This window comes from Shigella dysenteriae (assembly GCF_022354085.1).
Lineage (GTDB): Bacteria > Pseudomonadota > Gammaproteobacteria > Enterobacterales > Enterobacteriaceae > Escherichia > Escherichia coli.
On the sequence record NZ_CP055055.1, the window covers coordinates 3,549,427 to 3,575,837 of the forward strand.

Annotated in this window: 27 protein-coding genes, 1 other RNA gene and 1 other annotated feature; of the genes, 15 read left to right on the forward strand and 13 right to left on the reverse strand. The window is 49.8% G+C overall.

From position 1 onward, the window contains the following. Positions 1-93: 93 nt before the first annotated feature. Together yfiH and rluD are read right to left on the reverse strand one after the other, a co-directional pair. Complete coding sequence (gene yfiH / locus HUZ68_RS16945) at positions 94-825, reverse strand: purine nucleoside phosphorylase YfiH (RefSeq protein WP_000040129.1); 732 nt, start codon at positions 823-825, stop codon at positions 94-96. Then, positions 822-1,802, reverse strand: a complete 981-nt coding sequence (gene rluD, locus HUZ68_RS16950; RefSeq protein WP_000079091.1) for a 23S rRNA pseudouridine(1911/1915/1917) synthase RluD — start codon at positions 1,800-1,802, stop codon at positions 822-824. Before rluD ends, yfiH begins: the two co-directional genes overlap by 4 nt. A 134-nt stretch (positions 1,803-1,936) precedes the next feature. Between rluD and bamD the strand changes: the two genes are divergently transcribed. From bamD to pheA, 4 genes are all read left to right on the forward strand, one after another. After that, positions 1,937-2,674, forward strand: a complete 738-nt coding sequence (gene bamD / locus HUZ68_RS16955) for an outer membrane protein assembly factor BamD (protein WP_000197686.1) — start codon at positions 1,937-1,939, stop codon at positions 2,672-2,674. A gap of 270 nt (positions 2,675-2,944) precedes the next feature. Further along, a complete protein-coding gene (raiA, locus tag HUZ68_RS16960) occupies positions 2,945-3,286 on the forward strand; it encodes a ribosome-associated translation inhibitor RaiA (RefSeq protein ID WP_000178456.1) in 342 nt (113 codons plus the stop codon). A gap of 102 nt (positions 3,287-3,388) precedes the next feature. After that, positions 3,389-3,514: a sequence feature (Phe leader region), on the forward strand. Further along, positions 3,390-3,437: a pheA operon leader peptide PheL gene (pheL, locus tag HUZ68_RS16965; RefSeq protein ID WP_001386991.1), complete on the forward strand. Its 48-nt coding sequence runs from the start codon at positions 3,390-3,392 to the stop codon at positions 3,435-3,437. Its footprint overlaps the feature before it by 48 nt. A gap of 21 nt (positions 3,515-3,535) precedes the next feature. After that, the gene (gene pheA / locus HUZ68_RS16970) at positions 3,536-4,696 is read left to right on the forward strand and encodes a bifunctional chorismate mutase/prephenate dehydratase (RefSeq protein WP_239593935.1); all 1,161 of its coding nucleotides are present in this window, start codon (positions 3,536-3,538) and stop codon (positions 4,694-4,696) included. Positions 4,697-4,738: 42 nt separating this feature from the next. Here pheA and tyrA read toward each other — a convergent pair whose 3' ends face one another. Continuing rightward, positions 4,739-5,860, reverse strand: coding sequence for a bifunctional chorismate mutase/prephenate dehydrogenase (gene tyrA / locus HUZ68_RS16975; RefSeq protein ID WP_000225221.1), 1,122 nt, complete (start codon positions 5,858-5,860; stop codon positions 4,739-4,741). A gap of 10 nt (positions 5,861-5,870) precedes the next feature. Further along, complete coding sequence (gene aroF / locus HUZ68_RS16980) at positions 5,871-6,941, reverse strand: 3-deoxy-7-phosphoheptulonate synthase AroF (protein ID WP_001168032.1); 1,071 nt, start codon at positions 6,939-6,941, stop codon at positions 5,871-5,873. A 209-nt stretch (positions 6,942-7,150) separates the two neighbouring features. On the opposite strand from aroF, the gene HUZ68_RS16985 reads away from it, so the two are divergent. The 4 genes from HUZ68_RS16985 (at position 7,151) to HUZ68_RS17000 (ending at position 9,898) form a co-directional block, all read left to right on the forward strand. After that, complete coding sequence (locus HUZ68_RS16985) at positions 7,151-7,516, forward strand: DUF2799 domain-containing protein (RefSeq protein WP_024248389.1); 366 nt, start codon at positions 7,151-7,153, stop codon at positions 7,514-7,516. A 149-nt stretch (positions 7,517-7,665) separates the two neighbouring features. Further along, entirely contained in the window at positions 7,666-8,184 is a 519-nt protein-coding gene (gene yfiR, locus HUZ68_RS16990; RefSeq protein ID WP_021577824.1) for a regulatory sequestration protein YfiR, read from the forward strand. Then, positions 8,174-9,400 carry a diguanylate cyclase DgcN/YfiN gene (gene dgcN / locus HUZ68_RS16995; RefSeq protein ID WP_072686791.1) on the forward strand — a complete coding sequence of 409 codons (1,227 nt, stop codon included), beginning with the start codon at positions 8,174-8,176 and terminating at the stop codon, positions 9,398-9,400. The genes yfiR and dgcN overlap by 11 nt, the downstream gene beginning before the upstream one ends. Positions 9,401-9,415: 15 nt before the next feature. Continuing rightward, positions 9,416-9,898 (forward strand): OmpA family protein, encoded by a 483-nt coding sequence (locus HUZ68_RS17000; RefSeq protein ID WP_000589826.1) that lies wholly within the window; start codon positions 9,416-9,418, stop codon positions 9,896-9,898. 76 nt (positions 9,899-9,974) lie between these two features. Here HUZ68_RS17000 and rplS read toward each other — a convergent pair whose 3' ends face one another. The 5 genes from rplS to ffh all read right to left on the reverse strand — a co-directional run bounded on the left by rplS (position 9,975) and on the right by ffh (position 13,475). Beyond that, the gene (rplS, locus tag HUZ68_RS17005) at positions 9,975-10,322 is read right to left on the reverse strand and encodes a 50S ribosomal protein L19 (protein WP_000065253.1); all 348 of its coding nucleotides are present in this window, start codon (positions 10,320-10,322) and stop codon (positions 9,975-9,977) included. Between the two features lie 41 nt (positions 10,323-10,363). Further along, the gene (gene trmD, locus HUZ68_RS17010) at positions 10,364-11,131 is read right to left on the reverse strand and encodes a tRNA (guanosine(37)-N1)-methyltransferase TrmD (RefSeq protein ID WP_000264777.1); all 768 of its coding nucleotides are present in this window, start codon (positions 11,129-11,131) and stop codon (positions 10,364-10,366) included. A 30-nt stretch (positions 11,132-11,161) separates the two neighbouring features. Continuing rightward, entirely contained in the window at positions 11,162-11,710 is a 549-nt protein-coding gene (gene rimM, locus HUZ68_RS17015; RefSeq protein ID WP_000043335.1) for a ribosome maturation factor RimM, read from the reverse strand. An 18-nt stretch (positions 11,711-11,728) separates the two neighbouring features. Beyond that, a complete protein-coding gene (gene rpsP, locus HUZ68_RS17020; protein ID WP_000256450.1) occupies positions 11,729-11,977 on the reverse strand; it encodes a 30S ribosomal protein S16 in 249 nt (82 codons plus the stop codon). Positions 11,978-12,113: 136 nt separating this feature from the next. Next, the gene (gene ffh, locus HUZ68_RS17025) at positions 12,114-13,475 is read right to left on the reverse strand and encodes a signal recognition particle protein (protein WP_000460035.1); all 1,362 of its coding nucleotides are present in this window, start codon (positions 13,473-13,475) and stop codon (positions 12,114-12,116) included. 166 nt (positions 13,476-13,641) lie between these two features. On the opposite strand from ffh, the gene HUZ68_RS17030 reads away from it, so the two are divergent. Together HUZ68_RS17030 and HUZ68_RS17035 are read left to right on the forward strand one after the other, a co-directional pair. Beyond that, positions 13,642-14,433 carry a cytochrome C assembly family protein gene (locus tag HUZ68_RS17030; protein WP_001338897.1) on the forward strand — a complete coding sequence of 264 codons (792 nt, stop codon included), beginning with the start codon at positions 13,642-13,644 and terminating at the stop codon, positions 14,431-14,433. Between the two features lie 21 nt (positions 14,434-14,454). After that, positions 14,455-15,741: an HlyC/CorC family transporter gene (locus HUZ68_RS17035; protein ID WP_010723175.1), complete on the forward strand. Its 1,287-nt coding sequence runs from the start codon at positions 14,455-14,457 to the stop codon at positions 15,739-15,741. A gap of 54 nt (positions 15,742-15,795) precedes the next feature. Here the strand turns inward: HUZ68_RS17035 and grpE are convergent, their stop codons facing one another. Continuing rightward, a complete protein-coding gene (gene grpE / locus HUZ68_RS17040; protein ID WP_001296310.1) occupies positions 15,796-16,389 on the reverse strand; it encodes a nucleotide exchange factor GrpE in 594 nt (197 codons plus the stop codon). Positions 16,390-16,511: 122 nt separating this feature from the next. Between grpE and nadK the strand changes: the two genes are divergently transcribed. The 3 genes from nadK (at position 16,512) to bamE (ending at position 19,627) form a co-directional block, all read left to right on the forward strand. After that, on the forward strand, positions 16,512-17,390 hold the full coding sequence (nadK, locus tag HUZ68_RS17045) for an NAD(+) kinase (RefSeq protein ID WP_001059169.1): 879 nt from the start codon (positions 16,512-16,514) through the stop codon (positions 17,388-17,390). Between the two features lie 85 nt (positions 17,391-17,475). Continuing rightward, positions 17,476-19,137 (forward strand): DNA repair protein RecN, encoded by a 1,662-nt coding sequence (gene recN, locus HUZ68_RS17050; RefSeq protein ID WP_028132686.1) that lies wholly within the window; start codon positions 17,476-17,478, stop codon positions 19,135-19,137. A 148-nt stretch (positions 19,138-19,285) separates the two neighbouring features. Then, positions 19,286-19,627, forward strand: a complete 342-nt coding sequence (bamE, locus tag HUZ68_RS17055) for an outer membrane protein assembly factor BamE (RefSeq protein ID WP_001203437.1) — start codon at positions 19,286-19,288, stop codon at positions 19,625-19,627. 61 nt (positions 19,628-19,688) lie between these two features. Here bamE and HUZ68_RS17060 read toward each other — a convergent pair whose 3' ends face one another. Continuing rightward, positions 19,689-19,979, reverse strand: coding sequence for an RnfH family protein (locus HUZ68_RS17060; protein WP_001117838.1), 291 nt, complete (start codon positions 19,977-19,979; stop codon positions 19,689-19,691). Continuing rightward, positions 19,969-20,406, reverse strand: coding sequence for a type II toxin-antitoxin system toxin RatA (gene ratA, locus HUZ68_RS17065; protein WP_001341638.1), 438 nt, complete (start codon positions 20,404-20,406; stop codon positions 19,969-19,971). Before ratA ends, HUZ68_RS17060 begins: the two co-directional genes overlap by 11 nt. 170 nt (positions 20,407-20,576) lie before the next feature. Between ratA and smpB the strand changes: the two genes are divergently transcribed. Both smpB and ssrA read left to right on the forward strand, forming a co-directional pair. After that, positions 20,577-21,059 (forward strand): SsrA-binding protein SmpB, encoded by a 483-nt coding sequence (gene smpB / locus HUZ68_RS17070; protein WP_000162574.1) that lies wholly within the window; start codon positions 20,577-20,579, stop codon positions 21,057-21,059. 214 nt (positions 21,060-21,273) lie between these two features. Further along, positions 21,274-21,636, forward strand: a transfer-messenger RNA (tmRNA) gene (gene ssrA, locus HUZ68_RS17075). A 160-nt stretch (positions 21,637-21,796) separates the two neighbouring features. Here ssrA and ypjA read toward each other — a convergent pair. Continuing rightward, positions 21,797-26,377: an adhesin-like autotransporter YpjA/EhaD gene (gene ypjA / locus HUZ68_RS17080; RefSeq protein ID WP_044807814.1), complete on the reverse strand. Its 4,581-nt coding sequence runs from the start codon at positions 26,375-26,377 to the stop codon at positions 21,797-21,799. Positions 26,378-26,411: the final 34 nt, after the last annotated feature.

Here is a 26,411-nt window from a genome sequence, read left to right on the forward strand (position 1 = left end):
ATTAAATGAGGTCATCCCTCAATTATTCAAGGTTATTGACCAGATTAATGTGAAAAGAAAATCACGCGTACCGGATCGTCTTGATTCTTTAGGTTATATCAGCCAAATGAAACTTGCCATACGCCCGGTGGTCTTGTCGCGACGATAAGAGAAGAAAGTCTCATTTTCCGTATATGTACAACGGTCGCCGCCGAAAATTTGTTCAACACCAACGCTCGCCAGACGCTGCCGGGCAAGCAGATAAATATCCGCCAGATACTTATCACCATGCTGAATGAAAGCTGTACTCGCTTTGGCGTCTGCTGCCATAAACGCCTCGCGAACCTCCGCCCCCACTTCGAACGCGCGTGGACCAATTGCCGGCCCTAACCAGGCGAGAATATTTTCCGGATTATCAGCAAAACAGGAAACTGTCTCTTCCAGCACGCCTGCGCACAGTCCACGCCAGCCAGCATGAGCGGCGGCGACTTCCGTTCCCGCTCGATTGCAAAACAGCACAGGGAGGCAGTCGGCAGTCATCACTGCGCAAACCGTGCCAGGCGTATTGCTATAAGAGGCATCTGCTCGTTTTGAGGCATAAGGTTCGCCAGTAAGCTTAAGCACATCTTTGCCGTGTACCTGCTCAAGCCAGACCGGTTTAGAAGGCAAATTGCCCGCAGCAAAAAGTCGCTTGCGATTCTCCTCAACGTGATCCGGGTTATCGCCACAATGGGCACCGAGGTTGAGCGAGTCATACGGGGGCAAGCTCACGCCGCCGATACGAGTAGAGCTACAAGCCGCAACACCTTTTGGCAGCGGCCACTGCGGGACAATCAGCTTACTCATAACCAGTCCACTTCATCCTTATGTTCTTCGAAATCGGCACGCATCGCCTCAATCAGCTCCACCATATCTTGTGGAATAGGCGCATGCCATTCCATTTCGATGCCGGAGATCGGGTGATAAAGACGCAGCATGGTTGCATGAAGCGCCTGGCGGTCAAACTTACGCAGCGTGGAGATAAACGCTTCCGAAGCACCTTTTGGCGGACGCGGACGGCCACCATAAACCGGATCGCCCACCAGCGGATGAGTGATATGGGCCATATGCACGCGGATCTGGTGCGTACGTCCAGTTTCCAGACGCAACCGCAGACGCGTGTGCACACGGAAGTGTTCCATGATGCGATAGTGAGTCACCGCTGGTTTGCCCATCGGATGCACCGCCATGTGAGTACGTTTGGTCGGGTGGCGACTGATTGGTTCATCCACCGTACCGCCAGCGGTCATATGACCAATCGCCACCGCTTCGTACTCACGAGTAATTTCACGCCTTTGCAAAGATTCGACTAAACGCGTCTGAGCCGGAACGGTTTTTGCCACAACCATCAGGCCAGTGGTGTCTTTATCCAGACGATGGACGATGCCCGCACGCGGTACATCGGCAATAGGCGGATAATAATGAAGCAACGCATTCAGTACCGTGCCATCCGGGTTACCCGCGCCAGGATGAACCACCAGGTCGCGCGGTTTATTAATGACGATGATGTCTTCATCTTCATAGACGATATCCAGCGGGATATCCTGCGGTTCAAAACGCGCTTCTTCTTCAATCTCTGCGTTGATGGCAACCTGCTCGCCACCCAATACTTTTTCTTTCGGCTTATCACAAAGTTTGCCGTTAACCAGCACGCGCTGGTCGAGGATCCATTCTTTTATTCGCGAACGTGAATAATCCGGGAACATTTCGGCCAAAGCCTGATCTAAGCGTTGACCGAGTTGGTTTTCGGACACCGTTGCAGTGAGCTGTACTCGTTGTGCCATATATACTGCTTCTTCGTTTATCGTTGGGGTTTTACGGCTTTGCCGTTTAATATAGTGTGCTATTGTAGCTGGTCTTAACCGGGAGCAGGAACAGAGAATCTCCCGTATTACATTTTGAGGAAAGTCAAAACGTCATGACGCGCATGAAATATCTGGTGGCAGCCGCCACACTAAGCCTGTTTTTGGCGGGTTGCTCGGGGTCAAAGGAAGAAGTACCTGATAATCCGCCAAATGAAATTTACGCGACTGCACAACAAAAGCTGCAGGACGGTAACTGGAGACAGGCAATAACGCAACTGGAAGCGTTAGATAATCGCTATCCGTTTGGTCCGTATTCGCAGCAGGTGCAGCTGGATCTCATCTACGCCTACTATAAAAACGCCGATTTGCCGTTAGCGCAGGCTGCCATCGATCGTTTTATTCGCCTTAACCCGACCCATCCGAATATCGATTATGTCATGTACATGCGTGGCCTGACCAATATGGCGCTGGATGACAGTGCGCTGCAAGGGTTCTTTGGCGTTGACCGTAGCGATCGCGATCCTCAACATGCACGAGCTGCGTTTAGTGACTTTTCCAAACTGGTGCGCGGCTATCCAAACAGTCAGTACACCACCGATGCCACCAAACGTCTGGTATTCCTGAAAGATCGTCTGGCGAAATATGAATACTCCGTGGCCGAGTACTATACAGAACGTGGCGCATGGGTTGCCGTCGTTAACCGCGTAGAAGGCATGTTGCGCGACTACCCGGATACCCAGGCTACGCGTGATGCGCTGCCGCTGATGGAAAATGCATACCGTCAGATGCAGATGAATGCGCAAGCTGAAAAAGTAGCGAAAATCATCGCCGCAAACAGCAGCAATACATAACAGAAACCTGAAACACAAAACGGCAGCCCTTGAGCTGCCGTTTTTTTATTCTGTCAGTTGTGAAACTGAAGCGATTTAGTCACTATCGATCTCATCAAATATGGCTCGCTTTGAGATATTCCTCAAGTAAAAAAACACCTCTTCCTGCGATTTCTCACAAAAAAACTTCGTTGACAAAAAGTGACAAAATTATGAGATTTTCATCACACATTTTGACATCAGGAACGGTATGCTGAATTCACCAAGACGGGAAGACAAGAGGTAAAATTTATGACAATGAACATTACCAGCAAACAAATGGAAATTACTCCGGCCATCCGCCAACATGTCGCAGACCGTCTCGCCAAACTGGAAAAATGGCAAACACATCTGATTAATCCACATATCATTCTGTCCAAAGAGCCACAAGGGTTTGTTGCTGACGCCACAATCAATACACCTAACGGCGTTCTGGTTGCCAGTGGTAAACATGAAGATATGTACACCGCAATTAACGAATTGATCAACAAGCTGGAACGGCAGCTCAATAAACTGCAGCACAAAGGCGAAGCACGTCGTGCCGCAACATCGGTGAAAGACGCCAACTTCGTCGAAGAAGTTGAAGAAGAGTAGTCCTTTATATTGAGTGTATCGCCAACGCGCCTTCGGGCGCGTTTTTTGTTGACAGCGTGAAAACAGTACGGGTACTGTACTAAAGTCACTTAAGGAAACAAACATGAAACACACACCGTTTTTCTTCGCATTCTTTTTTACCTTCCCCTGAATGGGAGGCGTTTCGTCGTGTGAAACAGAATGCGAAGACGAACAATAAGGCCTCCCAAATCGGGGGGCCTTTTTTATTGATAACAAAAAGGCAACACTATGACATCGGAAAACCCGTTACTGGCGCTGCGAGAGAAAATCAGCGCGCTGGATGAAAAATTATTAGCATTACTGGCAGAGCGGCGCGAACTGGCCGTCGAGGTGGGAAAAGCCAAACTGCTCTCGCATCGCCCGGTACGTGATATTGATCGTGAACGCGATTTACTGGAAAGATTAATTACGCTCGGTAAAGCGCACCATCTGGACGCCCATTACATTACTCGCCTGTTCCAGCTCATCATTGAAGATTCCGTATTAACTCAGCAGGCTTTACTCCAACAATATCTCAATAAAATTAATCCGCACTCAGCACGCATCGCTTTTCTCGGCCCCAAAGGTTCTTATTCCCATCTTGCGGCGCGCCAGTATGCTGCCCGTCACTTTGAGCAATTCATTGAAAGTGGCTGCGCCAAATTTGCCGATATTTTTAATCAGGTGGAAACCGGCCAGGCCGACTATGCCGTCGTACCGATTGAAAATACCAGCTCCGGTGCCATAAACGACGTTTACGATCTGCTGCAACATACCAGCTTGTCGATTGTTGGCGAGATGACGTTAACTATCGACCATTGTTTGTTGGTCTCCGGCACTACTGATTTATCCACCATCAATACGGTCTACAGCCATCCGCAGCCATTCCAGCAATGCAGCAAATTCCTTAATCGTTATCCGCACTGGAAGATTGAATATACCGAAAGTACGTCTGCGGCAATGGAAAAGGTTGCACAGGCAAAATCACCGCATGTTGCTGCGTTGGGAAGCGAAGCTGGCGGCACTTTGTACGGTTTGCAGGTACTGGAGCGGATTGAAGCGAATCAGCGACAAAACTTCACCCGATTTGTGGTGTTGGCGCGTAAAGCCATTAACGTGTCTGATCAGGTTCCGGCGAAAACGACGTTGTTAATGGCGACCGGGCAACAAGCCGGTGCGCTGGTTGAAGCGTTGCTGGTACTGCGCAACCACAATCTGATTATGACCCGTCTGGAATCACGCCCGATTCACGGTAATCCATGGGAAGAGATGTTTTATCTGGATATTCAGGCCAATCTTGAATCAGCGGAAATGCAAAAAGCATTGAAAGAGTTAGGGGAAATCACCCGTTCAATGAAGGTATTGGGCTGTTACCCAAGTGAGAACGTAGTGCCTGTTGATCCAACCTGATGAAAAGGTGCCGGATGATGTGAATCATCCGGCACTGGATTATTACTGGCGATTGTCATTCGCCTGACGCAATAACACGCGGCTTTCACTCTGAAAACGCTGTGCGTAATCGCCGAACCAGTGCTCCACCTTGCGGAAACTGTCAATAAACGCCTGCTTATCGCCCTGCTCCAGCAACTCAATCGCCTCGCCGAAACGCTTATAGTAACGTTTGATTAACGCCAGATTACGCTCTGACGACATAATGATGTCGGCATAAAGCTGCGGATCCTGAGCAAACAGTCGCCCGACCATCGCCAGCTCAAGGCGGTAAATCGGCGAAGAGAGCGCCAGAAGTTGCTCAAGCTGAACATTTTCTTCTGCCAGGTGCAGCCCGTAAGCAAAAGTAGCAAAGTGGCGCAGAGCCTGAATAAACGCCATATTCTGATCGTGCTCGACAGCGCTAATACGATGCAACCGAGCGCCCCAGACCTGAATTTGCTCCAGAAACCATTGGTATGCTTCCGGCTTACGTCCATCACACCAGACCACAACTTGCTTTGCCAGGCTACCGCTGTCCGGGCCGAACATCGGGTGTAACCCCAGTACCGGACCATCGTGCGCCGCCAGCATGGCCTGTAATGGTCCATTTTTCACTGATGCCAGATCAACCAGAATACAATCTTTCGGTAAAGGCGGTAATTTGCCGATAACTTGCTCAGTAACGTGGATTGGCACACTAACAATCACCATTCCGGCATCGGCAACAATATCAGCCGCTCGATCCCAGTCATGTTGCTCTAGAATCCGCACCTGATAACCCGATAGTGTCAGCATCTTCTCGAACAGGCGCCCCATCTGACCGCCACCGCCGACGATAACCACCGGACGCAGTGACGGACAAAGTGTTTTAAATCCTTTGTCGTTTTCACTGGAGTAAGATTCTCGCATCACCCGACGCAAAACATCCTCAATCAGATCTGGCGGTACACCCAGAGCTTCCGCCTCTGCACGACGCGAGGCCAACATAGATGCCTCGCGCTCCGGAACATAAATAGGCAGTCCAAAGCGGCTTTTCACCTCGCCCACTTCAGCAACCAGTTCCAGACGCTTCGCTAATAAATTCAGCAGCGCTTTATCGACTTCATCAATTTGATCGCGTAATGCGGTCAATTCAGCAACCATAATAAACCTCTTAAGCCACGCGAGCCGTCAGCTGCCCGTTCAGATCCTGATGAATTTCACGCAGCAAGGCATCGGTCATTTCCCAGCTAATGCAGGCATCGGTTACGGATACACCGTATTTCATTTCACTGCGCGGTTGCTCGGAAGACTGATTGCCCTCGTGGATATTACTTTCGATCATCAGACCAATAATTGAGCGATTGCCATCTTTGATTTGAGCAACCACGGATTCTGCCACCGCAGGCTGACGGCGATAATCTTTATTGGAATTACCGTGGCTGCAATCTACCATCAGAGACGGGCGCAGTCCCGCCTGTTCCATCTCTTTTTCACATTGCGCAACATCCGCAGGGCTATAGTTCGGCGCTTTACCACCGCGCAGGATGACATGCCCGTCCGGATTCCCCTGAGTTTGTAGCAACGCAACCTGCCCTGCCTGGTTAATGCCAACAAAACGGTGCGGCTGGGCGGCGGCGCGCATAGCGTTAATTGCTGTTGCCAGACTGCCGTCGGTGCCGTTTTTAAAACCAACCGGCATGGAAAGCCCGGATGCCATTTCACGGTGAGTTTGCGATTCCGTTGTACGAGCACCAATTGCTGACCAGCTAAACAGATCGCCCAGGTATTGCGGGCTATTCGGATCTAACGCTTCCGTCGCCAGTGGCAGTCCCATATTCACCAGCTCAAGCAGCAATTTACGCGCGATCTGCAGACCGGCTTCTACATCAAAAGAGCCATCCATATGGGGATCGTTAATTAACCCTTTCCAGCCGACAGTGGTACGGGGTTTTTCAAAATAGACGCGCATTACCAGATAGAGGCTATCGCTGACCTCTGCGGCAAGGGCTTTAAATCGACGAGCATATTCCAGAGCAGTTTCCGGATCATGAATGGAACAAGGACCACATACTACCAGCAGACGAGGATCGCGCCCGGCGATAATATCTGAAATGGTTTTACGCGAGTCAGCAATCTGGGCTTCTTGTTGCAGGCTTAATGGAAAAGCGGCCTTCAGTTGTGCCGGAGTCATTAAAACCTGTTCGTCGGTAATATGTACGTTATTCAGCGCGTCTTTTTGCATGATGGCGATCCTGTTTATGCTCGTTTGCGATAGTTGATCCTCAGCGAGGATGACGTAACGATAACACATAAAGTAAAGTTTTCAATCCATATTTCGTACATTTTTCTTTACATAAGCAATTTATTCGCGCTTTCAACCCTTGATTCTGTATAGATAAATTTACACCACCTTTGAAAACAATCCGCTATGCTTTGAAAAAGGAGAAAGAAATGATGAAAAAGTTTATCGCCCCCTTGTTGGCTTTACTGGTTAGCGGATGCCAGATTGATCCTTATACTCACGCGCCAACCTTGACCAGCACCGACTGGTATGATGTTGGTATGGAAGATGCGATATCGGGCAGCGCCATAAAAGATGACGATGCATTTAGCGATTCACAGGCGGATCGCGGTCTATACCTTAAAGGATATGCCGAAGGACAAAAGAAAACTTGCCAGACCGATTTTACTTATACCCGAGGACTTTCCGGTAAAAGCTTTCCTGCCAGCTGCAACAATGTTGAAAATGCCAGCCAACTGCATGAAGTATGGCAAAAAGGGGCTGATGAAAATGCCAGCGCAATACGATTAAATTAATTAAAACCCCACAAATAAATTAAACATAAGATTTTACTCATTATGTTTTATTTCTCACAATGATGACGACCGCATGAAATAATGATATTTTAATGAGCATTCTGAAAAAATATCGATGCATTTCGAGCGAAGATGGTGGGGATCCCTGAATGCGTTTTTCTCACCGACTGTTCTTACTGCTGATTATCCTGCTGACGGGAGCACCAATACTCGCTCAGGAACCTTCTGACGTTGCGAAAAACGTGCGTATGATGGTGTCCGGTATTATCAGTTACACCCGCTGGCCTGCGCTATCAGGGCCACCAAAGTTATGTATCTTTTCATCTTCACGTTTTAGTACCGCCCTACAAGAGAATGCCGCGACATCTTTGCCTTATCTGCCTGTCATCATTCACACTCAACAAGAGGCGATGATTTCAGACTGCAATGGTTTTTATTTTGGCAACGAGTCACCGACATTCCAGATGGAATTAACCGAACAATATCCGTCAAAGGCGTTATTATTAATTGCCGAACAAAATACCGAGTGCATTATTGGTAGCGCCTTTTGTCTAATCATCCACAATAATGACGTCAGATTTGCCGTAAACCTGGATGCCTTATCGCGTAGCGGTGTAAAGGTCAACCCGGATGTCTTGATGCTCGCACGGAAGAAAAATGATGGATAACGATAATTCTCTTAATAAGCGCCCCACGTTTAAAAGAGCATTACGCAACATCAGTATGACCAGCATATTTATCACTATGATGCTGATCTGGTTGCTGCTTTCCGTGACCTCGGTGCTGACCCTGAAACAGTACGCGCAAAAAAACCTGGCACTGACAGCAGCAACAATGACTTACAGTCTGGAAGCAGCTGTCGTTTTTGCCGATGGCCCTGCAGCAACTGAAACACTGGCAGCGCTGGGCCAGCAAGGGCAATTTTCAACTGCAGAAGTACGTGATAAGCAGCAAAATATTCTGGCATCCTGGCATTACACCCGTAAGGATCCAGGCGATACTTTCAGCAATTTCATAAGCCACTGGCTCTTCCCTGCCCCCATCATTCAGCCGATTCGTCACAATGGCGAAACCATTGGCGAAGTACGCTTAACCGCTCGCGACAGTTCAATCAGCAATTTTATCTGGTTTTCGCTCGCCGTACTGACCGGTTGTATTCTGCTGGCATCAGGAATCGCAATTACCCTCACCCGCCATTTGCACAATGGCCTGGTGGAAGCACTGAAAAATATCACCGATGTCGTACATGATGTGCGTTCCAACCGCAATTTTTCCCGACGAGTTTCGGAAGAACGTATCGCTGAGTTTCACCGCTTCGCTCTCGACTTCAACAGTCTGCTGGATGAAATGGAAGAGTGGCAGCTTCGTTTACAGGCCAAAAATGCGCAGCTTCTGCGTACCGCGCTACATGACCCATTAACCGGGCTGGCTAACCGCGCAGCGTTTCGTAGCGGCATCAATACGTTGATGAACAATTCCGATGCCCGAAAAACGTCGGCGTTACTATTTCTTGATGGCGATAATTTCAAATATATCAATGATACCTGGGGTCATGCGACGGGCGATAGAGTCTTGATTGAAATCGCAAAACGGTTAGCTGAATTTGGCGGGCTGCGACATAAAGCATACCGCCTGGGCGGCGATGAATTCGCTATGGTGCTCTATGATGTACAGTCGGAATCTGAAGTGCAGCAGATATGCTCAGCACTGACACAAATCTTTAATCGCCCGTTTGATCTTCATAATGGCCATCTGACCACTATGACATTAAGCATTGGTTACGCGATGACCATTGCGCACGCCTCTGCGGAAAAATTACAAGAGCTTGCCGATCACAATATGTATCAGGCCAAACACCAGCGTGCCGAAAAGCTGGTGAGATAACAAGGATATATCGATATGATAAAGCACCTGGTAGCACCCCTGATTTTCACCTCACTAATACTGACTGGCTGCCAGTCCCCTCAGGGAAAGTTTACTCCTGAGCAAGTCGCCGCTATGCAATCTTATGGATTTACTGAATCCGCCGGCGACTGGTCGCTGGGCTTATCAGATGCCATTCTGTTCGCAAAAAATGACTACAAATTGCTCCCGGAAAGCCAGCAACAGATCCAAACCATGGCAGCCAAATTGGCCTCGACAGGGCTAACACATGCCCGTATGGATGGACACACCGATAACTATGGTGAAGATAGTTACAACGAAGGCTTATCATTGAAACGGGCGAATGTCGTGGCCGATGCATGGGCTAAGGGTGGACAAATTCCGCGCAGCAATCTCACCACACAGGGTTTAGGAAAAAAATATCCCATAGCCAGTAACAAGACCGCCCAGGGCCGCGCCGAGAACCGCCGCGTCGCAGTGGTGATTACTACCCCTTAAAACACGAGCAAACAGATAAAAAAAGGGCCAGCCAATTGGCCAGCCCTTCTTAACAGGATGTCGCTTAAGCGAAATCTTAGTTAAGACGCTCTTTGATACGAGCAGCCTTACCAGTACGCTCACGCAGGTAGTACAGTTTAGCTTTACGAACAGCACCACGACGTTTGACAGAAATGCTGTCAACTACCGGAGAGTGAGTCTGGAAGACACGCTCAACGCCTTCGCCGTTGGAAATTTTACGAACAGTGAATGCAGAGTGCAGACCGCGGTTACGAATAGCGATAACCACGCCCTCGAATGCCTGCAGACGTTTTTTGGAACCTTCAACAACCCATACTTTCACTTCCACGGTATCACCCGGACGGAAGGAAGGTACGTCCTGCTTCATCTGCTCTTGTTCAAGTTGCTTAATAATGTTGCTCATAATTTAATCTCTTATCCTGGGTAAACTGATATCTCGGGGGCTTACGCCATCCCATCATGTTTATGTTGCTGTTGTGCGTGTTCCGTTTTGAACTCCGCCAGCAACCTTGCTTGCTCTTCAGTCAGAGCCAGGTTTTCCAGAAGTTCAGGTCTTCTAAGCCAGGTACGGCCCAGCGACTGTTTCAAACGCCAGCGACGTATCTCGGCATGGTTTCCCGACAGTAACACTGGCGGAACTTCCATCCCTTCTAACACCTCAGGCCGCGTATAGTGCGGGCAATCCAGCAATCCTTCAGCAAAGGAATCTTCCGTTGCCGAGGCTTCATGTCCCAGTACTCCCGGAATAAACCGGGAAACGGAGTCAATCAGCGTCATTGCTGGTAACTCACCACCACTGAGAACGTAATCGCCGATTGACCATTCTTCGTCAATTTCGGTTTGGATCACGCGCTCATCTATACCTTCGTAGCGACCGCACACCAGAATCAATTTTTGATTCGTTGCTAGCTCGCTGACGCCCGCTTGATCAAGCTTGCGTCCCTGTGGTGACAGATAAATCACCTTTGCGCCTTCACCCGCCGCGGCTTTTGCTGCATGAATGGCGTCCCGCAAGGGTTGCACCATCATTAACATCCCCGGTCCGCCGCCGTAAGGACGATCGTCCACGGTACGGTGCCGGTCATGCGTGAAGTCGCGAGGACTCCAGCTCTGGATGCTCAGCAGGCCATTTTTAACTGCCCGGCCAGTTACCCCGTAATCGGTAATTGCGCGGAACATTTCAGGAAACAGGCTAATTATGCCAATCCACATAGCGCCGTCTTTTACCGTTTATCCGGTGGTTTAAAAACCAGGATCCCAATCTACTTCGATTGAACGAGTAGTGAGATCGACTTTCTTGATAACCTGCCCATCGAGGAACGGTACGAGACGTTCCTTGATACCAAACGCATCTTTCAGGTTTGCCTTAATGACGAGAACGTCATTGGATCCGGTTTCCATCATATCGACGACTTTACCGAGATCGTAGCCTTCAGTGGTTACTACCTGGCAGCCCATAAGGTCTTTCCAGTAGTAGTCCCCCTCTTCAAGCTGAGGCAGCTGCGATGAATCCACGACAATTTCACAATTCGTCAGCAGGTTCGCCGCATCACGATCGTCAACGCCTTTCAGCTTGATGATCATGTCCTGATTGTGGTGCTTCCAGCTTTCCAGCTGGACTTGCTGCCACTGACCCGCCTTCTGGATAAACCAGGGCTGATAGTCAAAAATGCTTTCGGCGTCTTCGGTGGAAGAAAACACTCTGAGCCACCCACGAATACCGTAAGACGAACCCATTTTTCCCAAAACGATGGGATCAACAGGTGCTTGCGCGGTGAGTTGTTTGCTCATCATGACCACCGTGACAGATTAAGCTGCTTTGTTTACTTCTTTGATCAGCGCAGCAACGCGATCAGAAATAGTTGCGCCCTGGCCAACCCAGTGAGCGATGCGATCCAGATCCAGGCGAGTGCCTTCTTCTTTTTCGCTAGCGATTGGGTTGAAGAAACCAACGCGCTCGATGAAGCGACCGTTGCGTGCATTACGGCTGTCAGCGACAACAACCTGGTAGAACGGACGCTTTTTAGCGCCGTGACGTGCTAAACGAATAGTTACCATAACATCCTCTTGTGTGAATAAAACAACCGGACCCCATCGAGGAACGGAGTCCGGTGTCATATTAAAAGCCCGAAAATTTTACTGATTTCTGGAGAAAATGCAATCAGCAGTTAATAACTCTGTCGCATAAGGTCATTTAGCGACCAGGAAATCCCGGCGGCATCATCCCCTTCATGCTTCTCATCATCTTCGCCATTCCGCCCTTCTTCATTTTCTTCATCATGCGCTGCATGTCGTCGAACTGTTTCAGAAGACGGTTAACGTCCTGCACCTGCATACCGCAACCGGCAGCAATACGGCGTTTACGCGAACCTTTGATGATTTCTGGCTTAGCGCGCTCTTTCATCGTCATCGAGTTGATGATGGCTTCCATACGCACCAGCACTTTATCGTCCATCTGCGACTTGACGTTATCCGGGATCTGCCCCATGCCCGGCAGCTTGCCCATCAGGCTAGCCATGCCGCCCATATTTTTCATCTGGCGCAGCTGCTCAAGAAAGTCGTTGAGATCGAAGCCGTCACCTTTTTTCAGCTTGCTGGCTAATTTCTCTGCCTGCGCGCGGTCAACTTTGCTTTCGATATCTTCGATCAGCGACAGTACGTCGCCCATGCCGAGAATACGCGACGCGATGCGGTCCGGATGGAACGGCTCCAGCGCCTCAGTTTTCTCGCCAACACCGAGGAACTTGATCGGTTTGCCAGTGATGTGACGAATAGAGAGCGCCGCACCGCCGCGGGCATCACCGTCCACTTTGGTCAACACTACGCCGGTAAGCGGTAACGCTTCATTGAATGCTTTTGCCGTATTGGCCGCATCCTGACCGGTCATGGCGTCAACCACAAACAGGGTTTCAACCGGGTTAATCGACGCATGGACTTGTTTGATCTCGTCCATCATCGCTTCGTCAACGTGCAGACGACCAGCGGTATCCACCAGCAGCACGTCGTAGAATTTCAGTTTGGCTTCTTTCAGCGCCGCGTTAACAATATCAACCGGCTTCTGACCAACATCAGAAGGGAAGAAATCAACGCCCACCTGCTCTGCCAGCGTCTCAAGCTGTTTGATTGCCGCCGGGCGATAGACGTCAGCAGAAACCACCAGCACTTTCTTCTTGTGCTTCTCGCGCAGGAACTTACCGAGTTTACCAACGCTGGTTGTTTTACCGGCACCTTGCAGGCCCGCCATCAGTACGACCGCAGGCGGTTGCGCAGCCAGGTTCAGGGTCTGGTTCTCTTCGCCCATCGCCGCAACCAGTTCGTTACGGACGATTTTGACGAACTCCTGCCCCGGCGTCAGGCTCTTATTAACTTCATGACCAACCGCTTTCTCTTTTACGCGATTGATAAACTCACGCACTACCGGCAGAGCGACGTCCGCCTCCAGCAGCGCCATGCGCACTTCGCGCAGCGTATCTTTTACGTTGTCTTCAGTGAGGCGTCCACGGCCACTGATATTGCGCAGCGTGCGCGACAAACGATCGGTTAAATTATCAAACATTGTCTCTCGCCTGGGGTGGAAACGGTTGGCCGCAATCGCGACACATCATCAGTATTTTGCCGCAGTATAACATGAAGGCGTCTTTGTTGTTATGCAACGGTTGGAGCAGCGTTCACCTGACGCTATACTGCTTCTCTTTCTTATTGCTCAAACTGTCGACATCACTATGCCCGTTTTTGCTCTGCTCGCGCTTGTCGCCTACTCCGTCAGTCTTGCGCTGATTGTTCCCGGTCTGCTGCAAAAAAACGGCGGCTGGCGGCGCATGGCTATTATTTCTGCGGTCATTGCGCTGGTCTGCCACGCAATCGCTCTGGAAGCCCGCATCCTGCCCGACGGTGATAGCGGACAAAACCTCAGCCTGCTGAACGTTGGTTCATTGGTCAGTTTGATGATCTGTACGGTAATGACCATTGTGGCTTCTCGCAATCGTGGCTGGTTGCTGCTACCCATTGTCTATGCCTTTGCGCTTATCAACCTGGCGCTGGCGACCTTCATGCCCAATGAATACATCACCCATCTGGAAGCTACGCCTGGGATGCTGGTGCACATTGGCTTATCGCTCTTTTCCTATGCCACGCTAATTATCGCCGCCCTGTACGCGCTGCAACTGGCGTGGATTGATTACCAACTGAAGAACAAGAAGCTGGCGTTTAACCAGGAAATGCCGCCATTGATGAGTATCGAGCGTAAAATGTTCCACATCACGCAGATTGGCGTGGTGCTGCTAACGCTCACGCTTTGCACTGGCCTGTTCTACATGCACAACTTATTTAGCATGGAAAATATCGACAAGGCTGTGCTCTCTATCGTGGCGTGGTTTGTCTATATTGTGCTGCTGTGGGGACATTATCATGAAGGATGGCGTGGACGTCGCGTCGTCTGGTTTAACGTTGCGGGTGCAGTCATTCTGACACTGGCCTACTTCGGCAGCCGAATTGTCCAGCAGTTAATCAGCTAAACCCAGAAAAGGAGTTTCCCCCTGGAACACATTTCTACTACTACGTTGATCATTATTCTGATCATCATGGTGGTCATTTCAGCCTATTTTTCCGGGTCCGAAACCGGAATGATGACCCTCAACCGCTATCGTCTGCGACATATGGCGAAACAGGGTAATCGCTCGGCCAAACGCGTCGAAAAATTGCTGCGTAAGCCAGACCGCCTGATAAGCCTGGTGTTAATCGGCAATAACCTGGTCAATATTCTTGCCTCCGCGCTCGGCACTATTGTTGGGATGCGTTTGTACGGCGATGCGGGCGTGGCAATTGCGACTGGTGTGCTGACTTTTGTCGTACTGGTTTTTGCTGAGGTATTGCCGAAAACCATTGCCGCGCTGTACCCGGAAAAAGTCGCTTATCCGAGTAGTTTTCTGCTGGCTCCGCTGCAAATTTTGATGATGCCGCTGGTCTGGTTGCTGAATGCTATCACCCGTATGCTGATGCGCATGATGGGTATCAAAACCGATATCGTGGTTAGCGGCTCTTTGAGCAAAGAAGAGTTGCGCACTATCGTGCACGAATCGCGCTCACAAATTTCCCGTCGCAATCAGGATATGCTGCTGTCGGTGCTCGATCTGGAAAAAATGACCGTTGATGACATCATGGTGCCGCGCAGTGAAATTATCGGTATTGATATCAACGATGACTGGAAATCTATTCTGCGCCAACTCTCCCACTCACCTCACGGGCGCATCGTGCTCTACCGTGATTCGCTGGACGACGCCATCAGTATGCTGCGAGTACGTGAAGCCTGGCGGTTGATGTCGGAGAAAAAAGAGTTCACCAAAGAAACCATGCTGCGCGCCGCGGACGAGATCTATTTTGTGCCGGAAGGTACGCCGCTCAGCACGCAGTTGGTGAAGTTTCAGCGCAACAAAAAGAAAGTCGGCCTGGTCGTCAACGAGTATGGAGACATTCAGGGGCTGGTGACGGTTGAAGATATTCTGGAAGAGATTGTCGGCGATTTCACTACGTCGATGTCGCCAACACTTGCCGAAGAAGTCACGCCGCAAAACGACGGTTCGGTGATTATTGATGGCACTGCCAACGTGCGGGAAATCAACAAAGCCTTTAACTGGCATCTACCGGAAGATGATGCCCGCACGGTTAATGGCGTCATTCTTGAGGCACTGGAAGAGATCCCTGTCGCAGGCACCCGCGTGCGTATTGGCGAGTACGATATAGATATTCTCGACGTACAGGACAATATGATTAAGCAGGTAAAAGTTTTTCCTGTGAAACCGCTGCGCGAGAGTGTGGCGGAGTAACGAAAACGGCCCTGCATTCGCATGCAGGGCCGTGAATTATTACGAAAACAGAAATTACGCTTTTGCTTTCGCTACAGTTACCATCGCCGCACGAATCGTACGACCATTCAGCGTATAACCCTTCTGCATAATGCCCAGTACGTTACCTGGCGCAACGTCATCAGATTCCACCATTGCGATAGCCTGATGCACATTCGGGTCCAGCGGCACGTTAGTTTCGGCGATCACTTCAACGCCAAACTTACGCACAACATCCAGCATCGACTTCAGCGTCAGCTCAATGCCTTCAACCATCGCAGACATATCCGGGTTAGCTTTATCAGCCACTTCCAGCGCACGATCCAGGCTATCAATCACCGGCAGCAATTCGTTGATGAATTTCTCCAGCGCGAATTTGTGGGCTTTTTCAATATCCAGTTCAGTACGACGACGCAGGTTTTCCATTTCGGCTTTTACACGCAAAATGCCGTCACGTTCACGGGTCTGGGCTTCAGCCAGCTGAGCTTCGAGATTCGCAATTTTTTCATCGCGCGGATCCACCTGCTCAGCAGAAGCTTCTGGCTCAACTGCCTCAATCTCTTCGTGCTGATCCATGATAATTTCTTCCGGGGCTTGCCCCTCAGGCGTTTTCTGTTCTTTACTACTCATGAATTTCTCCGCGTTTTTTTCGCATTCATCTCGCTAACTTCGCTTATTATGGGGATCAGTTTCAGGGTTTCAAGGGAAGCACTCACATTGTCATCAATCTTCGCAACAAGGACCTCGGAAAAATGAATAATCATTTCAAGTGTATTGGCATTGTGGGACACCCACGGCACCCGACTGCACTGACAACACATGAAATGCTCTACCGCTGGCTGTGCACAAAAGGTTACGAGGTCATCGTTGAGCAACAAATCGCTCACGAATTGCAACTGAAGAATGTGAAAACTGGCACGCTCGCGGAGATTGGGCAACTGGCTGATCTCGCGGTAGTCGTTGGTGGCGACGGTAATATGCTGGGCGCGGCGCGCACGCTCGCCCGTTACGATATTAAAGTTATTGGAATCAACCGTGGCAACCTGGGTTTCCTGACTGACCTTGACCCCGATAACGCCCAGCAACAATTAGCCGATGTGCTGGAAGGTCACTACATCAGCGAGAAACGTTTTTTGCTGGAAGCGCAAGTCTGTCAGCAAGATTGCCAAAAGCGCATCAGCACCGCGATAAATGAAGTGGTACTTCATCCAGGCAAAGTGGCGCATATGATAGAGTTCGAAGTGTATATCGACGAGATCTTTGCGTTTTCTCAGCGATCTGATGGGCTAATTATTTCGACGCCAACAGGCTCCACCGCCTATTCCCTCTCTGCGGGCGGTCCTATTCTGACCCCCTCTCTGGATGCGATTACTCTGGTGCCCATGTTCCCGCATACGTTGTCAGCACGACCACTGGTCATAAACAGCAGCAGCACGATCCGTCTGCGTTTTTCGCATCGCCGTAACGACCTGGAAATCAGTTGCGACAGCCAGATAGCACTACCGATTCAGGAAGGTGAAGATGTCCTGATTCGTCGCTGTGATTACCATCTGAATCTGATTCATCCGAAAGATTACAGTTATTTCAATACATTAAGCACCAAGCTCGGCTGGTCAAAAAAATTATTCTAATTTTACGCCAGCCTCTTTACTGTATATAAAACCAGTTTATACTGTACACAATAACAGTAATGGTTTTTCATACAGGAAAACGACTATGTTGGCACAACTGACCATCAGCAACTTTGCTATCGTTCGTGAGCTTGAGATTGATTTTCATAGCGGCATGACCGTAATAACTGGCGAAACCGGTGCGGGTAAATCTATTGCAATAGATGCCCTCGGTCTTTGTCTCGGTGGTCGCGCTGAAGCCGACATGGTGCGTACCGGCGCTGCTCGCGCTGACCTGTGCGCCCGTTTTTCTCTGAAAGATACGCCAGCGGCCCTGCGCTGGCTGGAAGAAAACCAGCTTGAAGACGGGCATGAATGTTTGCTTCGTCGCGTGATCAGCAGCGATGGTCGCTCCCGTGGTTTCATCAACGGTACAGCTGTTCCTCTGTCACAACTGCGCGAACTGGGTCAGTTGCTGATTCAGATCCATGGTCAGCACGCTCATCAGTTACTCACCAAACCCGAGCACCAAAAGTTCCTGCTTGATGGCTATGCCAATGAAACCTCTCTACTCCAGGAAATGACCGCACGTTATCAGTTGTGGCATCAAAGCTGCCGTGACCTCGCGCATCATCAACAGTTAAGTCAGGAACGCGCTGCCCGTGCGGAACTGCTGCAATACCAATTAAAAGAACTTAACGAATTTAATCCGCAGCCCGGAGAGTTTGAGCAAATCGACGAAGAGTACAAACGTCTGGCGAACAGCGGTCAATTGCTGACCACCAGCCAGAATGCATTGGCATTAATGGCCGACGGTGAAGACGCAAACCTGCAAAGTCAGCTTTACACGGCTAAACAACTGGTGAGCGAATTGATTGGCATGGACAGCAAACTGTCCGGCGTACTTGATATGCTGGAAGAAGCTACCATCCAGATTGCTGAAGCCAGCGACGAACTGCGCCACTACTGCGATCGTTTGGATCTCGATCCCAACCGGCTGTTTGAACTTGAACAACGCATCTCAAAACAGATTTCGCTGGCACGTAAACATCACGTCAGCCCTGAGGCATTACCACAGTATTACCAGTCGCTACTGGAAGAACAGCAGCAACTGGACGATCAGGCCGACTCACAAGAAACGCTCGCGCTGGCGGTAACGAAACATCATCAGCAGGCACTGGAAACCGCGCGCGCATTACACCAACAACGCCAGCAATATGCAGAAGAACTTGCACAGCTGATCACCGACAGTATGCATGCGCTCTCAATGCCGCATGGGCAGTTTACGATCGATGTTAAATTTGACGAGCATCACCTGGGCGCTGACGGTGCCGATCGTATTGAGTTTCGGGTAACCACCAACCCAGGTCAGCCAATGCAGCCTATTGCCAAAGTCGCATCCGGTGGTGAATTGTCCCGCATCGCACTGGCAATCCAGGTCATCACGGCGCGTAAAATGGAAACCCCGGCACTGATTTTTGATGAAGTGGATGTAGGGATTAGCGGTCCAACAGCGGCAGTTGTCGGCAAACTGCTGCGTCAACTCGGCGAATCAACTCAGGTGATGTGTGTTACCCACCTGCCACAAGTCGCGGGATGTGGTCATCAACACTATTTTGTCAGCAAAGAAACCGATGGTGCGATGACAGAAACGCATATGCAATCCCTGAATAAAAAAGCGCGGTTACAAGAGCTGGCGCGCCTGCTTGGTGGCAGTGAAGTCACACGTAACACACTGGCGAATGCGAAAGAACTGCTTGCAGCGTAAACTTTTTTCCTGCTTCACGGTCAGAGTAAACAGCAAAACGCCGTAAGACCGGAAAGCAAAAGGTTTTAAAGTGATGAAAGGTCTATTATCATCGGCATATTACAGATGAGCCACGTACTGCTCGGGCCCGAAAAGGAATCAAATCACTATGCGCTGTAAAACGCTGACTGCTGCAGCAGCAGTACTATTGATGTTGACCGCAGGCTGTTCCACTCTGGAGCGAGTGGTTTACCGTCCTGACATCAACCAGGGGAACTATCTGACCGCTAACGACGTATCCAAAATACGTGTTGGCATGACGCAACAACAAGTTGCGTACGCATTGGGTACACCGCTGATGTCCGATCCATTTGGTACGAATACCTGGTTCTATGTCTTCCGCCAGCAACCAGGTCATGAAGGTGTAACGCAGCAAACGCTGACGCTAACCTTTAACAGTAGCGGTGTGTTGACCAATATTGATAACAAACCTGCGCTGAGTGGTAACTAATAATAAAGTTGCTCTCAAAGACGTTAAAAAAGGTGCTCAATGAGCACCTTTTTTCTGTCTGTTATTTATTCGCTGATTTTTCTGCTCGTTGCCTGCGCAGCTCTTTCGGATCGGCAATGAGAGGGCGATAAATCTCCACCCGATCGCCATCATGCACACTATCGCTCAGTTTTGCCGGACGGCTATAAATGCCGACTTTGTTTTTAGTTAAATCGATATCGGTCCGCAATTCCAGCAAGCCACTGGCGCGAATAGCTTCTTCAACCGTCGCGCCCTCCTGCAGCGTCACGCGCTGCAGGTACTGCTTCTCAGGTAGCGCATAAGCCACCTCAACGGCAATTTTACCTGGCACTGTAAACCTCTTTCGCACGAACCGTAAAAGCCTGGACCATATTAGACGCCAGCTCTTTAAACACGCGACCAAAGGCGAGCTCAATCAACTTATTGGTAAACTCAAAGTCGAGATGAAACTCGATACGACACGCCTCCTGGCTCAGCGGCGTAAACTTCCATCCACCGATCAATTTCTTGAACGGCCCATCCACCAGATTCATAAGAATACTTTGGTTACTGGTCAACTGGTTGCGGGTAGTAAACGTTTTGCTGATCCCAGCCTTAGAGACATCTACCGCCGCAGTCATCTGCCCAGGAGTGGACTCCAGAATCCGACTTCCGGTACAACCCGGCAAAAACTGAGGATAAGACTGAACGTCATTCACTAACTGATACATTTGCTCCGCGCTGTAGGGTACCAGTGCGGTCCGGCTAATCTGAGGCATAACAATTTCCATCAACAAAAATCCAACAAATAATATCATTTATCCTGCTGTAAAAAAAACGCTATCCCGGCGCTGGGTAACATCGGGTTCATGCTAAGATAGAGCCTTGTCCCCCGCAGGATTGATATGGGGTGTTTTCGATTTCAGATTACCGATGATTCACGACGCTTATGACGAAGAAAAAAGCACATAAACCTGGTTCAGCGACCATCGCGCTTAATAAGCGCGCCCGTCACGAATACTTTATCGAAGAAGAGTTCGAAGCGGGACTTGCCCTGCAAGGCTGGGAAGTTAAATCCCTGCGCGCAGGAAAAGCCAATATCAGCGACAGCTACGTCCTTCTGCGTGACGGAGAGGCATTTCTGTTTGGCGCTAACATCACGCCAATGGCCGTGGCCTCCACGCATGTGGTGTGCGACCCTACCCGTACCCGCAAGTTACTTCTCAACCAGCGCGAACTGGACTCATTGTACGGTCGCGTCAATCGAGAAGGCTATACCGTAGTGGCGCTCTCCCTGTACTGGAAAAATGCCTGGTGCAAAGTGAAAATCGGCGTCGCCAAAGGTAAGAAACAGCACGATAAACGTTCAGATATCAAAGAACGCGAATGGCAGGTGGATAAAGCACGTATCATGAAAAACGCCCACCGTTAAACCTGCACTCCAATTATTGACCAGTTCCTCACCGCGCCTCCCTCTCCGGCGGCGCGAATGAACATCTTATTGGCTATTACATCCGACACAAATGTTGCCATCCCATTGCTTAATCGAATAAAAATCAGGCTACATGGGTGCTAAATCTTTAACGATAACGCCATTGAGGCTGGTCATGGCGCTCATAAATCTGGTATACTTACCTTTACACATTGGGGCTGATTCTGGATTCGACGGGATTTGCGAAACCCAAGGTGCATGCCGAGGGGCGGTTGGCCTCGTAAAAAGCCGCAAAAAATAGTCGCAAACGACGAAAACTACGCTTTAGCAGCTTAATAACCTGCTTAGAGCCCTCTCTCCCTAGCCTCCGCTCTTAGGACGGGGATCAAGAGAGGTCAAACCCAAAAGAGATCGCGTGGAAGCCCTGCCTGGGGTTGAAGCGTTAAAACTTAATCAGGCTAGTTTGTTAGTGGCGTGTCCGTCCGCAGCTGGCAAGCGAATGTAAAGACTGACTAAGCATGTAGTACCGAGGATGTAGGAATTTCGGACGCGGGTTCAACTCCCGCCAGCTCCACCAATCATGATTGGACGGTGTAAGGACAACACCAACAAAAACAGGAAGTTAGAAGTCTTAGCAGGACACCGACCAGACGGTGAGGAGACATAAAAGGATACGCAAAGGAGCCGCGGCTCCTGGTGACATGAAAGCCCACAGATGTGGGCTTTTTCGTTGATGGTCAGAACGACCAGTTCACACCAGCCACCGCGTTCCACGGGGATTCCACATCGGCACCGTTGCTATACCCCACCCCGAGATGCCCGCTTAGCGTACTGCTGAATGAGGCTTTAATACCTGCCTGGTATATTCCACGTCTGCCCGACAAATCATTGACGAAATTACCGTCATTATTCACCTTCACCCGGTTATCATCGACAAATTCTTTGCGCACAGCCGCCTTCAGCCACGGCTCAATTTCCATACCGTTTCCCAGACGCATGTTGTAACTCAGCGTTGCGCCCAGTTCACGATATATACTGCGGGTATCGACTGATTTCGATTTCATGCCATTGGATAAATGATATTCGGGGTTATCAGCGGTGAACCCCGTTAACGATGCATACGGCGTCAGGTTCCAGTTACCATCGGTAAATCGCATCCCGGTTTCAATGTGACCGCCCAGCCCGTTGCTGTGGTAACTGCCATTGGCGGCTCCACCGCTGCTCATTTTACCGGCTACGTTACTTTCAAAACGGTTCAGCTTCACGACACCGTCCAGATAGAAACCACTTTCATGTTCCCAACTGGCATAGCCGCCCAGAGAATAACTGCCCACACTGCCATGTCCTCCACGATCAAAACCGATATGTGAATGGGAATAACCCATAAAAGCGCCCAGCGTCGCAATCCCCTCAGGAATATCATTACGGCTGTCGATCCCCACTGTCATTCCGGTCAGCGTCTGCTCAAACCCGGCCCCCGCATCGGTGGTGACATTATTACGGGTGTTATACGTCGCCCCCCAGACATTATTGTTGTGTGGACTCGCTTTCATTATGTTCAACCGCTCGCGAATACTGTTTAGCTCAGCATCAAATACCAACGGTAATGTTGCAGCCATATTGAGTACGGCTGCCGTAGAAGGCGTGATGCGTTTCTCCGGAACGGGTGTCGGCGTTGGATCGGGAGTCGGGTCTGGTTTCGGATCCGGTTTTGGGTCTGGTTTTGGATCTGGCTTCGGATTTGGGTTGGGATTTGGGTTGGGATCCGGGTTGGGTTTGACATCATTGGTCAGGTTCCAGTTGCTGTTGCCATCGCTTTTCAGGACATACTCATAGGTCCCAAGATCAACGAAACCGCCGGTATTGCCCAGCGTAAACGAAGCATCCCCTCCCCCTGTTTTCACCAGCGTCATCGCGTCGTCAGACTGTGGGCTGACGCCGGTATCCTGAACAAAGATTTTAAAATTACCAGTGGCGTTGTTGTTGACGACCAGTTGATCGCCCCGGGAGCCTGCAACGTTGGTATGCAGGTAGAAATTACCGCTACCGGAAAGTTCATTGGTTGTCAGCGTATTGTATATACCGTTAGTTGTGGCAGGCGCTGCTGTTTGTGCTGATAAATAAACATTACCGTCGTTAAGTAGCAAACTGTTTACTCTATACTCGCAGTTGCTGGTGCCTGCACAGGAATTATTGCTGTTAAGCCAGACACTGCCCCGGCTGGCAGCCGTCAGGTCGGCAAGCGTTGTATCGACGCCATTTCCCAGAGTCAATGTCGCGCTATCGGTAATCCGGACCGCCCCTTCGAGTTTAACTGGCGTAACATTATCCCGTGGCGTCATTAACGACAGGCTTCCTGTCGCGCCACTGACCGATGCATCCGCCAGCGTACCTGCGTAGACGATTGCCGTCCCGCCAGCGACCTGGAGATCTTCTGCCCGGGCCAGAGGCTGAAACTCATCTTTTGACCGCCCAAGGGTATATTGCCCGCCAGAGTTAACCTTTGTGGCGGAGTCCTGACCCAGGTTTTGCATTGCACCACCCTTGCCAACCGTGGAGTCGCGAGCTTCGGTGCCTGCTAATACCAATAAATTACCGCCATTTTCCAGCAACGCATTGGTCGCTAAATTGCCGGAAATGGAAAAAGTGCCGTACTGGTGAGTACCGCTGATTTCAATACCGTTAGCCGTGCTCGTCTGGAGAGCGGCACCGCTGTTCTGGACGATATCTGTTGCTTTGCCATTATCGTTAACTGTCAGCGTACCGCCTTCATTGATCGTTGTTTTTATTGCCTCTCCGTTAGCCGAAACTGTTTGTATTCCACCGTCGTTAATCGTTGTCTCATTCGCCACACCCTCGACGATTTGTTCGCCGCCGGTGAGCGTCGTGCCTGTCGCAGTGGCTTTTGTTTTGACGATCTCCTGCCCGCCCGTATTGACCTGTGTTTTGGCGGAAGTGGTGTCTGACTCCACGGTTAACACGCCGCCATTTGCCAGCAGGATATTGTTCGCCGCACCCTGCTCGATGCTGAACGCGACACCATCAGCGCGTGTCCCTGTGACCCGCGTCGCCCTGGTGGTTGCAACCAACGCGCCCTGGCTACTTTGCTGTATCCCCGTTGCGCTGCCTTTCTCCCGCACATCGAGTGTGCCGCCGTCATTAAGCACCGAGTTTTCAGCCAGACCGCCCTCATTAACTATCTGTGAACCGCCATTAATAATGGAACCTTCCGCTGTCCCGTTTGCCATAATTTGTTGTAGGCCAGAGACGATATCGGTATTGATCGCCTTACCATAATTCTGAACGGTTTGCGTGCCACCATTGATGTGTGTTTTCTCTGTTGACCCACCATCAACAATTTGTTCACCACTTTCGATATTTGCTTCAGTGGCTAAACCATATACCGTTTGCTTGCCACCTTTGATATTTGCTTTATCAGAAGTGGCACTGGCATATATTGTTTGGGTGCCAGCACTATTGAGTACAGTGCCAACATCTTTTCCATTAACATCCATTTTGCCGTTGGCATTAATAATCGTGTCAACTGCCCGGGAACCAGTGACGACTGTTAATGAGCCAGCGTTTTCCAGCACTACATTTTTAGCTTCTGAATTCCTAATGTAGAAAGCATCACCATAACTGTTGGTTCCTTCGATAAGTGTTCCGGATGTCGTGGAAGCAATTAATGCGCCGCCGGATTGTTGCTCAACATGCTTAGCCTCACCACCATCCTGAACCTCCAGAACGCCGCCATTATTAAGTCTGGTGCTATCTGTTTTAGCCTCCTTCTGGACAATCAGCTTACCGCCAGCATCAATGGTAGTATTTTTCGCCGAGGTTTTAGCCACTACCGTCAGTTCGCCGGTATTTTCCAGCACAACATAATTAGCCTCCCCTCCGGTAATAGTGAAGTGAGAGAGCTTGTTGTATCCTTCGATATCAGTCCCTGCACCCGTGTTGGCAACTAAAGCACTGCCCGTCTCCTGGTTAACCCCATGTGCAATACCGCCGGTATAGACAATCAGCGAGCCTCCGGCGCTAATATTGCTGCCAATTGCCGTACCATCTTTCTCAACAACCTGCCGGCTCCCGGAGGATATAATTGTTGTGTCAGCTTTCCCGCCGCTTTTGATATTTTGCGTTCCGCTGTTGATATTGGTGCCTGTGGCTATGCCATAATTATTAATATTCTGTGTGCCACCATTAATTATGGTATTTGTCGCGTTTCCGGCAACATCCATAACCCCGCCATTATCTATTCGGGTCGCATCAGCTTTAGCATTGGTTAAAACTGACATTGTTCCTTTATCTTTGATAATCGTCTTGTTTGCAGAATGAGATACTTCTAAATGGCCTCCGTTTTCCAGCAACACATTGTCAGCCACTTTATTGTGGATGGAGAATGCCCCTTCACTATTCGTACCGCTCACCGTCAAATCGTAAGTCGTTACTTTTAAAGCGGCTCCATCGTGCTGCGTAATATTAGTTGCCGTACCACCTCTAACATCAAGCACGCCGCCGGAATAAACTTCAATAACATCCGAGGAGCTCGTGTTATCAACAATTTGCGTACCACCAGAATAGATCTGCGTATTTTTTGCCGTTGACTTACTATTCAGAGACTGAGTTCCGCCTTCAATCGTCGTGTCCAGCGCACGGCTCTCATATACTCTTTGCTCACCGCCATTTTTAATGGTGGTTGTTTCTACTGTGCTCTGTTCAACATACTGTCGACCACCATTTATGGTTGTGTTCGTTGCCAGACTTCCTTGCGTGATGTCCTGAGAGCCAGACTTATTTATCGTTGTACTGTCGACATGCCCCTGAGTTGTTACTCGTTGGCTGCCACCATCAATGATTGTTCCATTCGCAGTCCCCCCCTCTATGCGTGAAGTACCGCCCTTAATTGTCGTGTCATTGCTGGTACCACCTTTATGAACATATTGATTGCCACTTTCGATTATCGTGCCAGTAGAAATTCCTCCGTACTCAATTGACTGTCTGCCTCCATTAATGGTTGTATTATTAGCTTGCCCGTTAATATCGGCATGGATTGATACTAGTTGCTCGCCACCAGTTTCAATAATACTACTATTAGATATCCCACCATAGACCTCCTGCCGGCCATGGTTGATAATATGAGTGTTATTTGTTGTACCTCGTTCATCTACTTTTTGGACACCATCTACAGTCTCATCGTTTACCACACCAATAACATTAGTAGTGAAGGCAGCCATCCCGGGCGGGGCATATATCAAGGCAGATATCAATAAGGAAAGTACTGAGCGGCGACAATAATAGGGACTGGTCCTGTTCATAAATTTCATCCTCTGAAAAGTGAATACTGAGTAG

Excerpts from the sequence above, each read along its gene's own strand:
- ypjA (WP_044807814.1), bottom strand. The coding sequence starts at position 26,377 with ATGAACAGGACCAGTCCCTATTATTGTCGCCGCTCAGTACTTTCCTTA.
- smpB (WP_000162574.1), top strand. The coding sequence starts at position 20,577 with ATGACGAAGAAAAAAGCACATAAACCTGGTTCAGCGACCATCGCGCTT.
- aroF (WP_001168032.1), bottom strand. The coding sequence starts at position 6,941 with ATGCAAAAAGACGCGCTGAATAACGTACATATTACCGACGAACAGGTT.
- rpsP (WP_000256450.1), bottom strand. The coding sequence starts at position 11,977 with ATGGTAACTATTCGTTTAGCACGTCACGGCGCTAAAAAGCGTCCGTTC.
- bamE (WP_001203437.1), top strand. The coding sequence starts at position 19,286 with ATGCGCTGTAAAACGCTGACTGCTGCAGCAGCAGTACTATTGATGTTG.
- HUZ68_RS16985 (WP_024248389.1), top strand. The coding sequence starts at position 7,151 with ATGATGAAAAAGTTTATCGCCCCCTTGTTGGCTTTACTGGTTAGCGGA.
- rplS (WP_000065253.1), bottom strand. The coding sequence starts at position 10,322 with ATGAGCAACATTATTAAGCAACTTGAACAAGAGCAGATGAAGCAGGAC.
- tyrA (WP_000225221.1), bottom strand. The coding sequence starts at position 5,860 with ATGGTTGCTGAATTGACCGCATTACGCGATCAAATTGATGAAGTCGAT.
- grpE (WP_001296310.1), bottom strand. The coding sequence starts at position 16,389 with ATGAGTAGTAAAGAACAGAAAACGCCTGAGGGGCAAGCCCCGGAAGAA.
- HUZ68_RS17000 (WP_000589826.1), top strand. The coding sequence starts at position 9,416 with ATGATAAAGCACCTGGTAGCACCCCTGATTTTCACCTCACTAATACTG.
- ratA (WP_001341638.1), bottom strand. The coding sequence starts at position 20,406 with ATGCCTCAGATTAGCCGGACCGCACTGGTACCCTACAGCGCGGAGCAA.
- pheA (WP_239593935.1), top strand. The coding sequence starts at position 3,536 with ATGACATCGGAAAACCCGTTACTGGCGCTGCGAGAGAAAATCAGCGCG.
- nadK (WP_001059169.1), top strand. The coding sequence starts at position 16,512 with ATGAATAATCATTTCAAGTGTATTGGCATTGTGGGACACCCACGGCAC.
- rluD (WP_000079091.1), bottom strand. The coding sequence starts at position 1,802 with ATGGCACAACGAGTACAGCTCACTGCAACGGTGTCCGAAAACCAACTC.
- bamD (WP_000197686.1), top strand. The coding sequence starts at position 1,937 with ATGACGCGCATGAAATATCTGGTGGCAGCCGCCACACTAAGCCTGTTT.
- rimM (WP_000043335.1), bottom strand. The coding sequence starts at position 11,710 with ATGAGCAAACAACTCACCGCGCAAGCACCTGTTGATCCCATCGTTTTG.
- yfiR (WP_021577824.1), top strand. The coding sequence starts at position 7,666 with ATGCGTTTTTCTCACCGACTGTTCTTACTGCTGATTATCCTGCTGACG.
- dgcN (WP_072686791.1), top strand. The coding sequence starts at position 8,174 with ATGATGGATAACGATAATTCTCTTAATAAGCGCCCCACGTTTAAAAGA.
- trmD (WP_000264777.1), bottom strand. The coding sequence starts at position 11,131 with ATGTGGATTGGCATAATTAGCCTGTTTCCTGAAATGTTCCGCGCAATT.
- recN (WP_028132686.1), top strand. The coding sequence starts at position 17,476 with ATGTTGGCACAACTGACCATCAGCAACTTTGCTATCGTTCGTGAGCTT.
- ffh (WP_000460035.1), bottom strand. The coding sequence starts at position 13,475 with ATGTTTGATAATTTAACCGATCGTTTGTCGCGCACGCTGCGCAATATC.
- HUZ68_RS17030 (WP_001338897.1), top strand. The coding sequence starts at position 13,642 with ATGCCCGTTTTTGCTCTGCTCGCGCTTGTCGCCTACTCCGTCAGTCTT.
- yfiH (WP_000040129.1), bottom strand. The coding sequence starts at position 825 with ATGAGTAAGCTGATTGTCCCGCAGTGGCCGCTGCCAAAAGGTGTTGCG.
- raiA (WP_000178456.1), top strand. The coding sequence starts at position 2,945 with ATGACAATGAACATTACCAGCAAACAAATGGAAATTACTCCGGCCATC.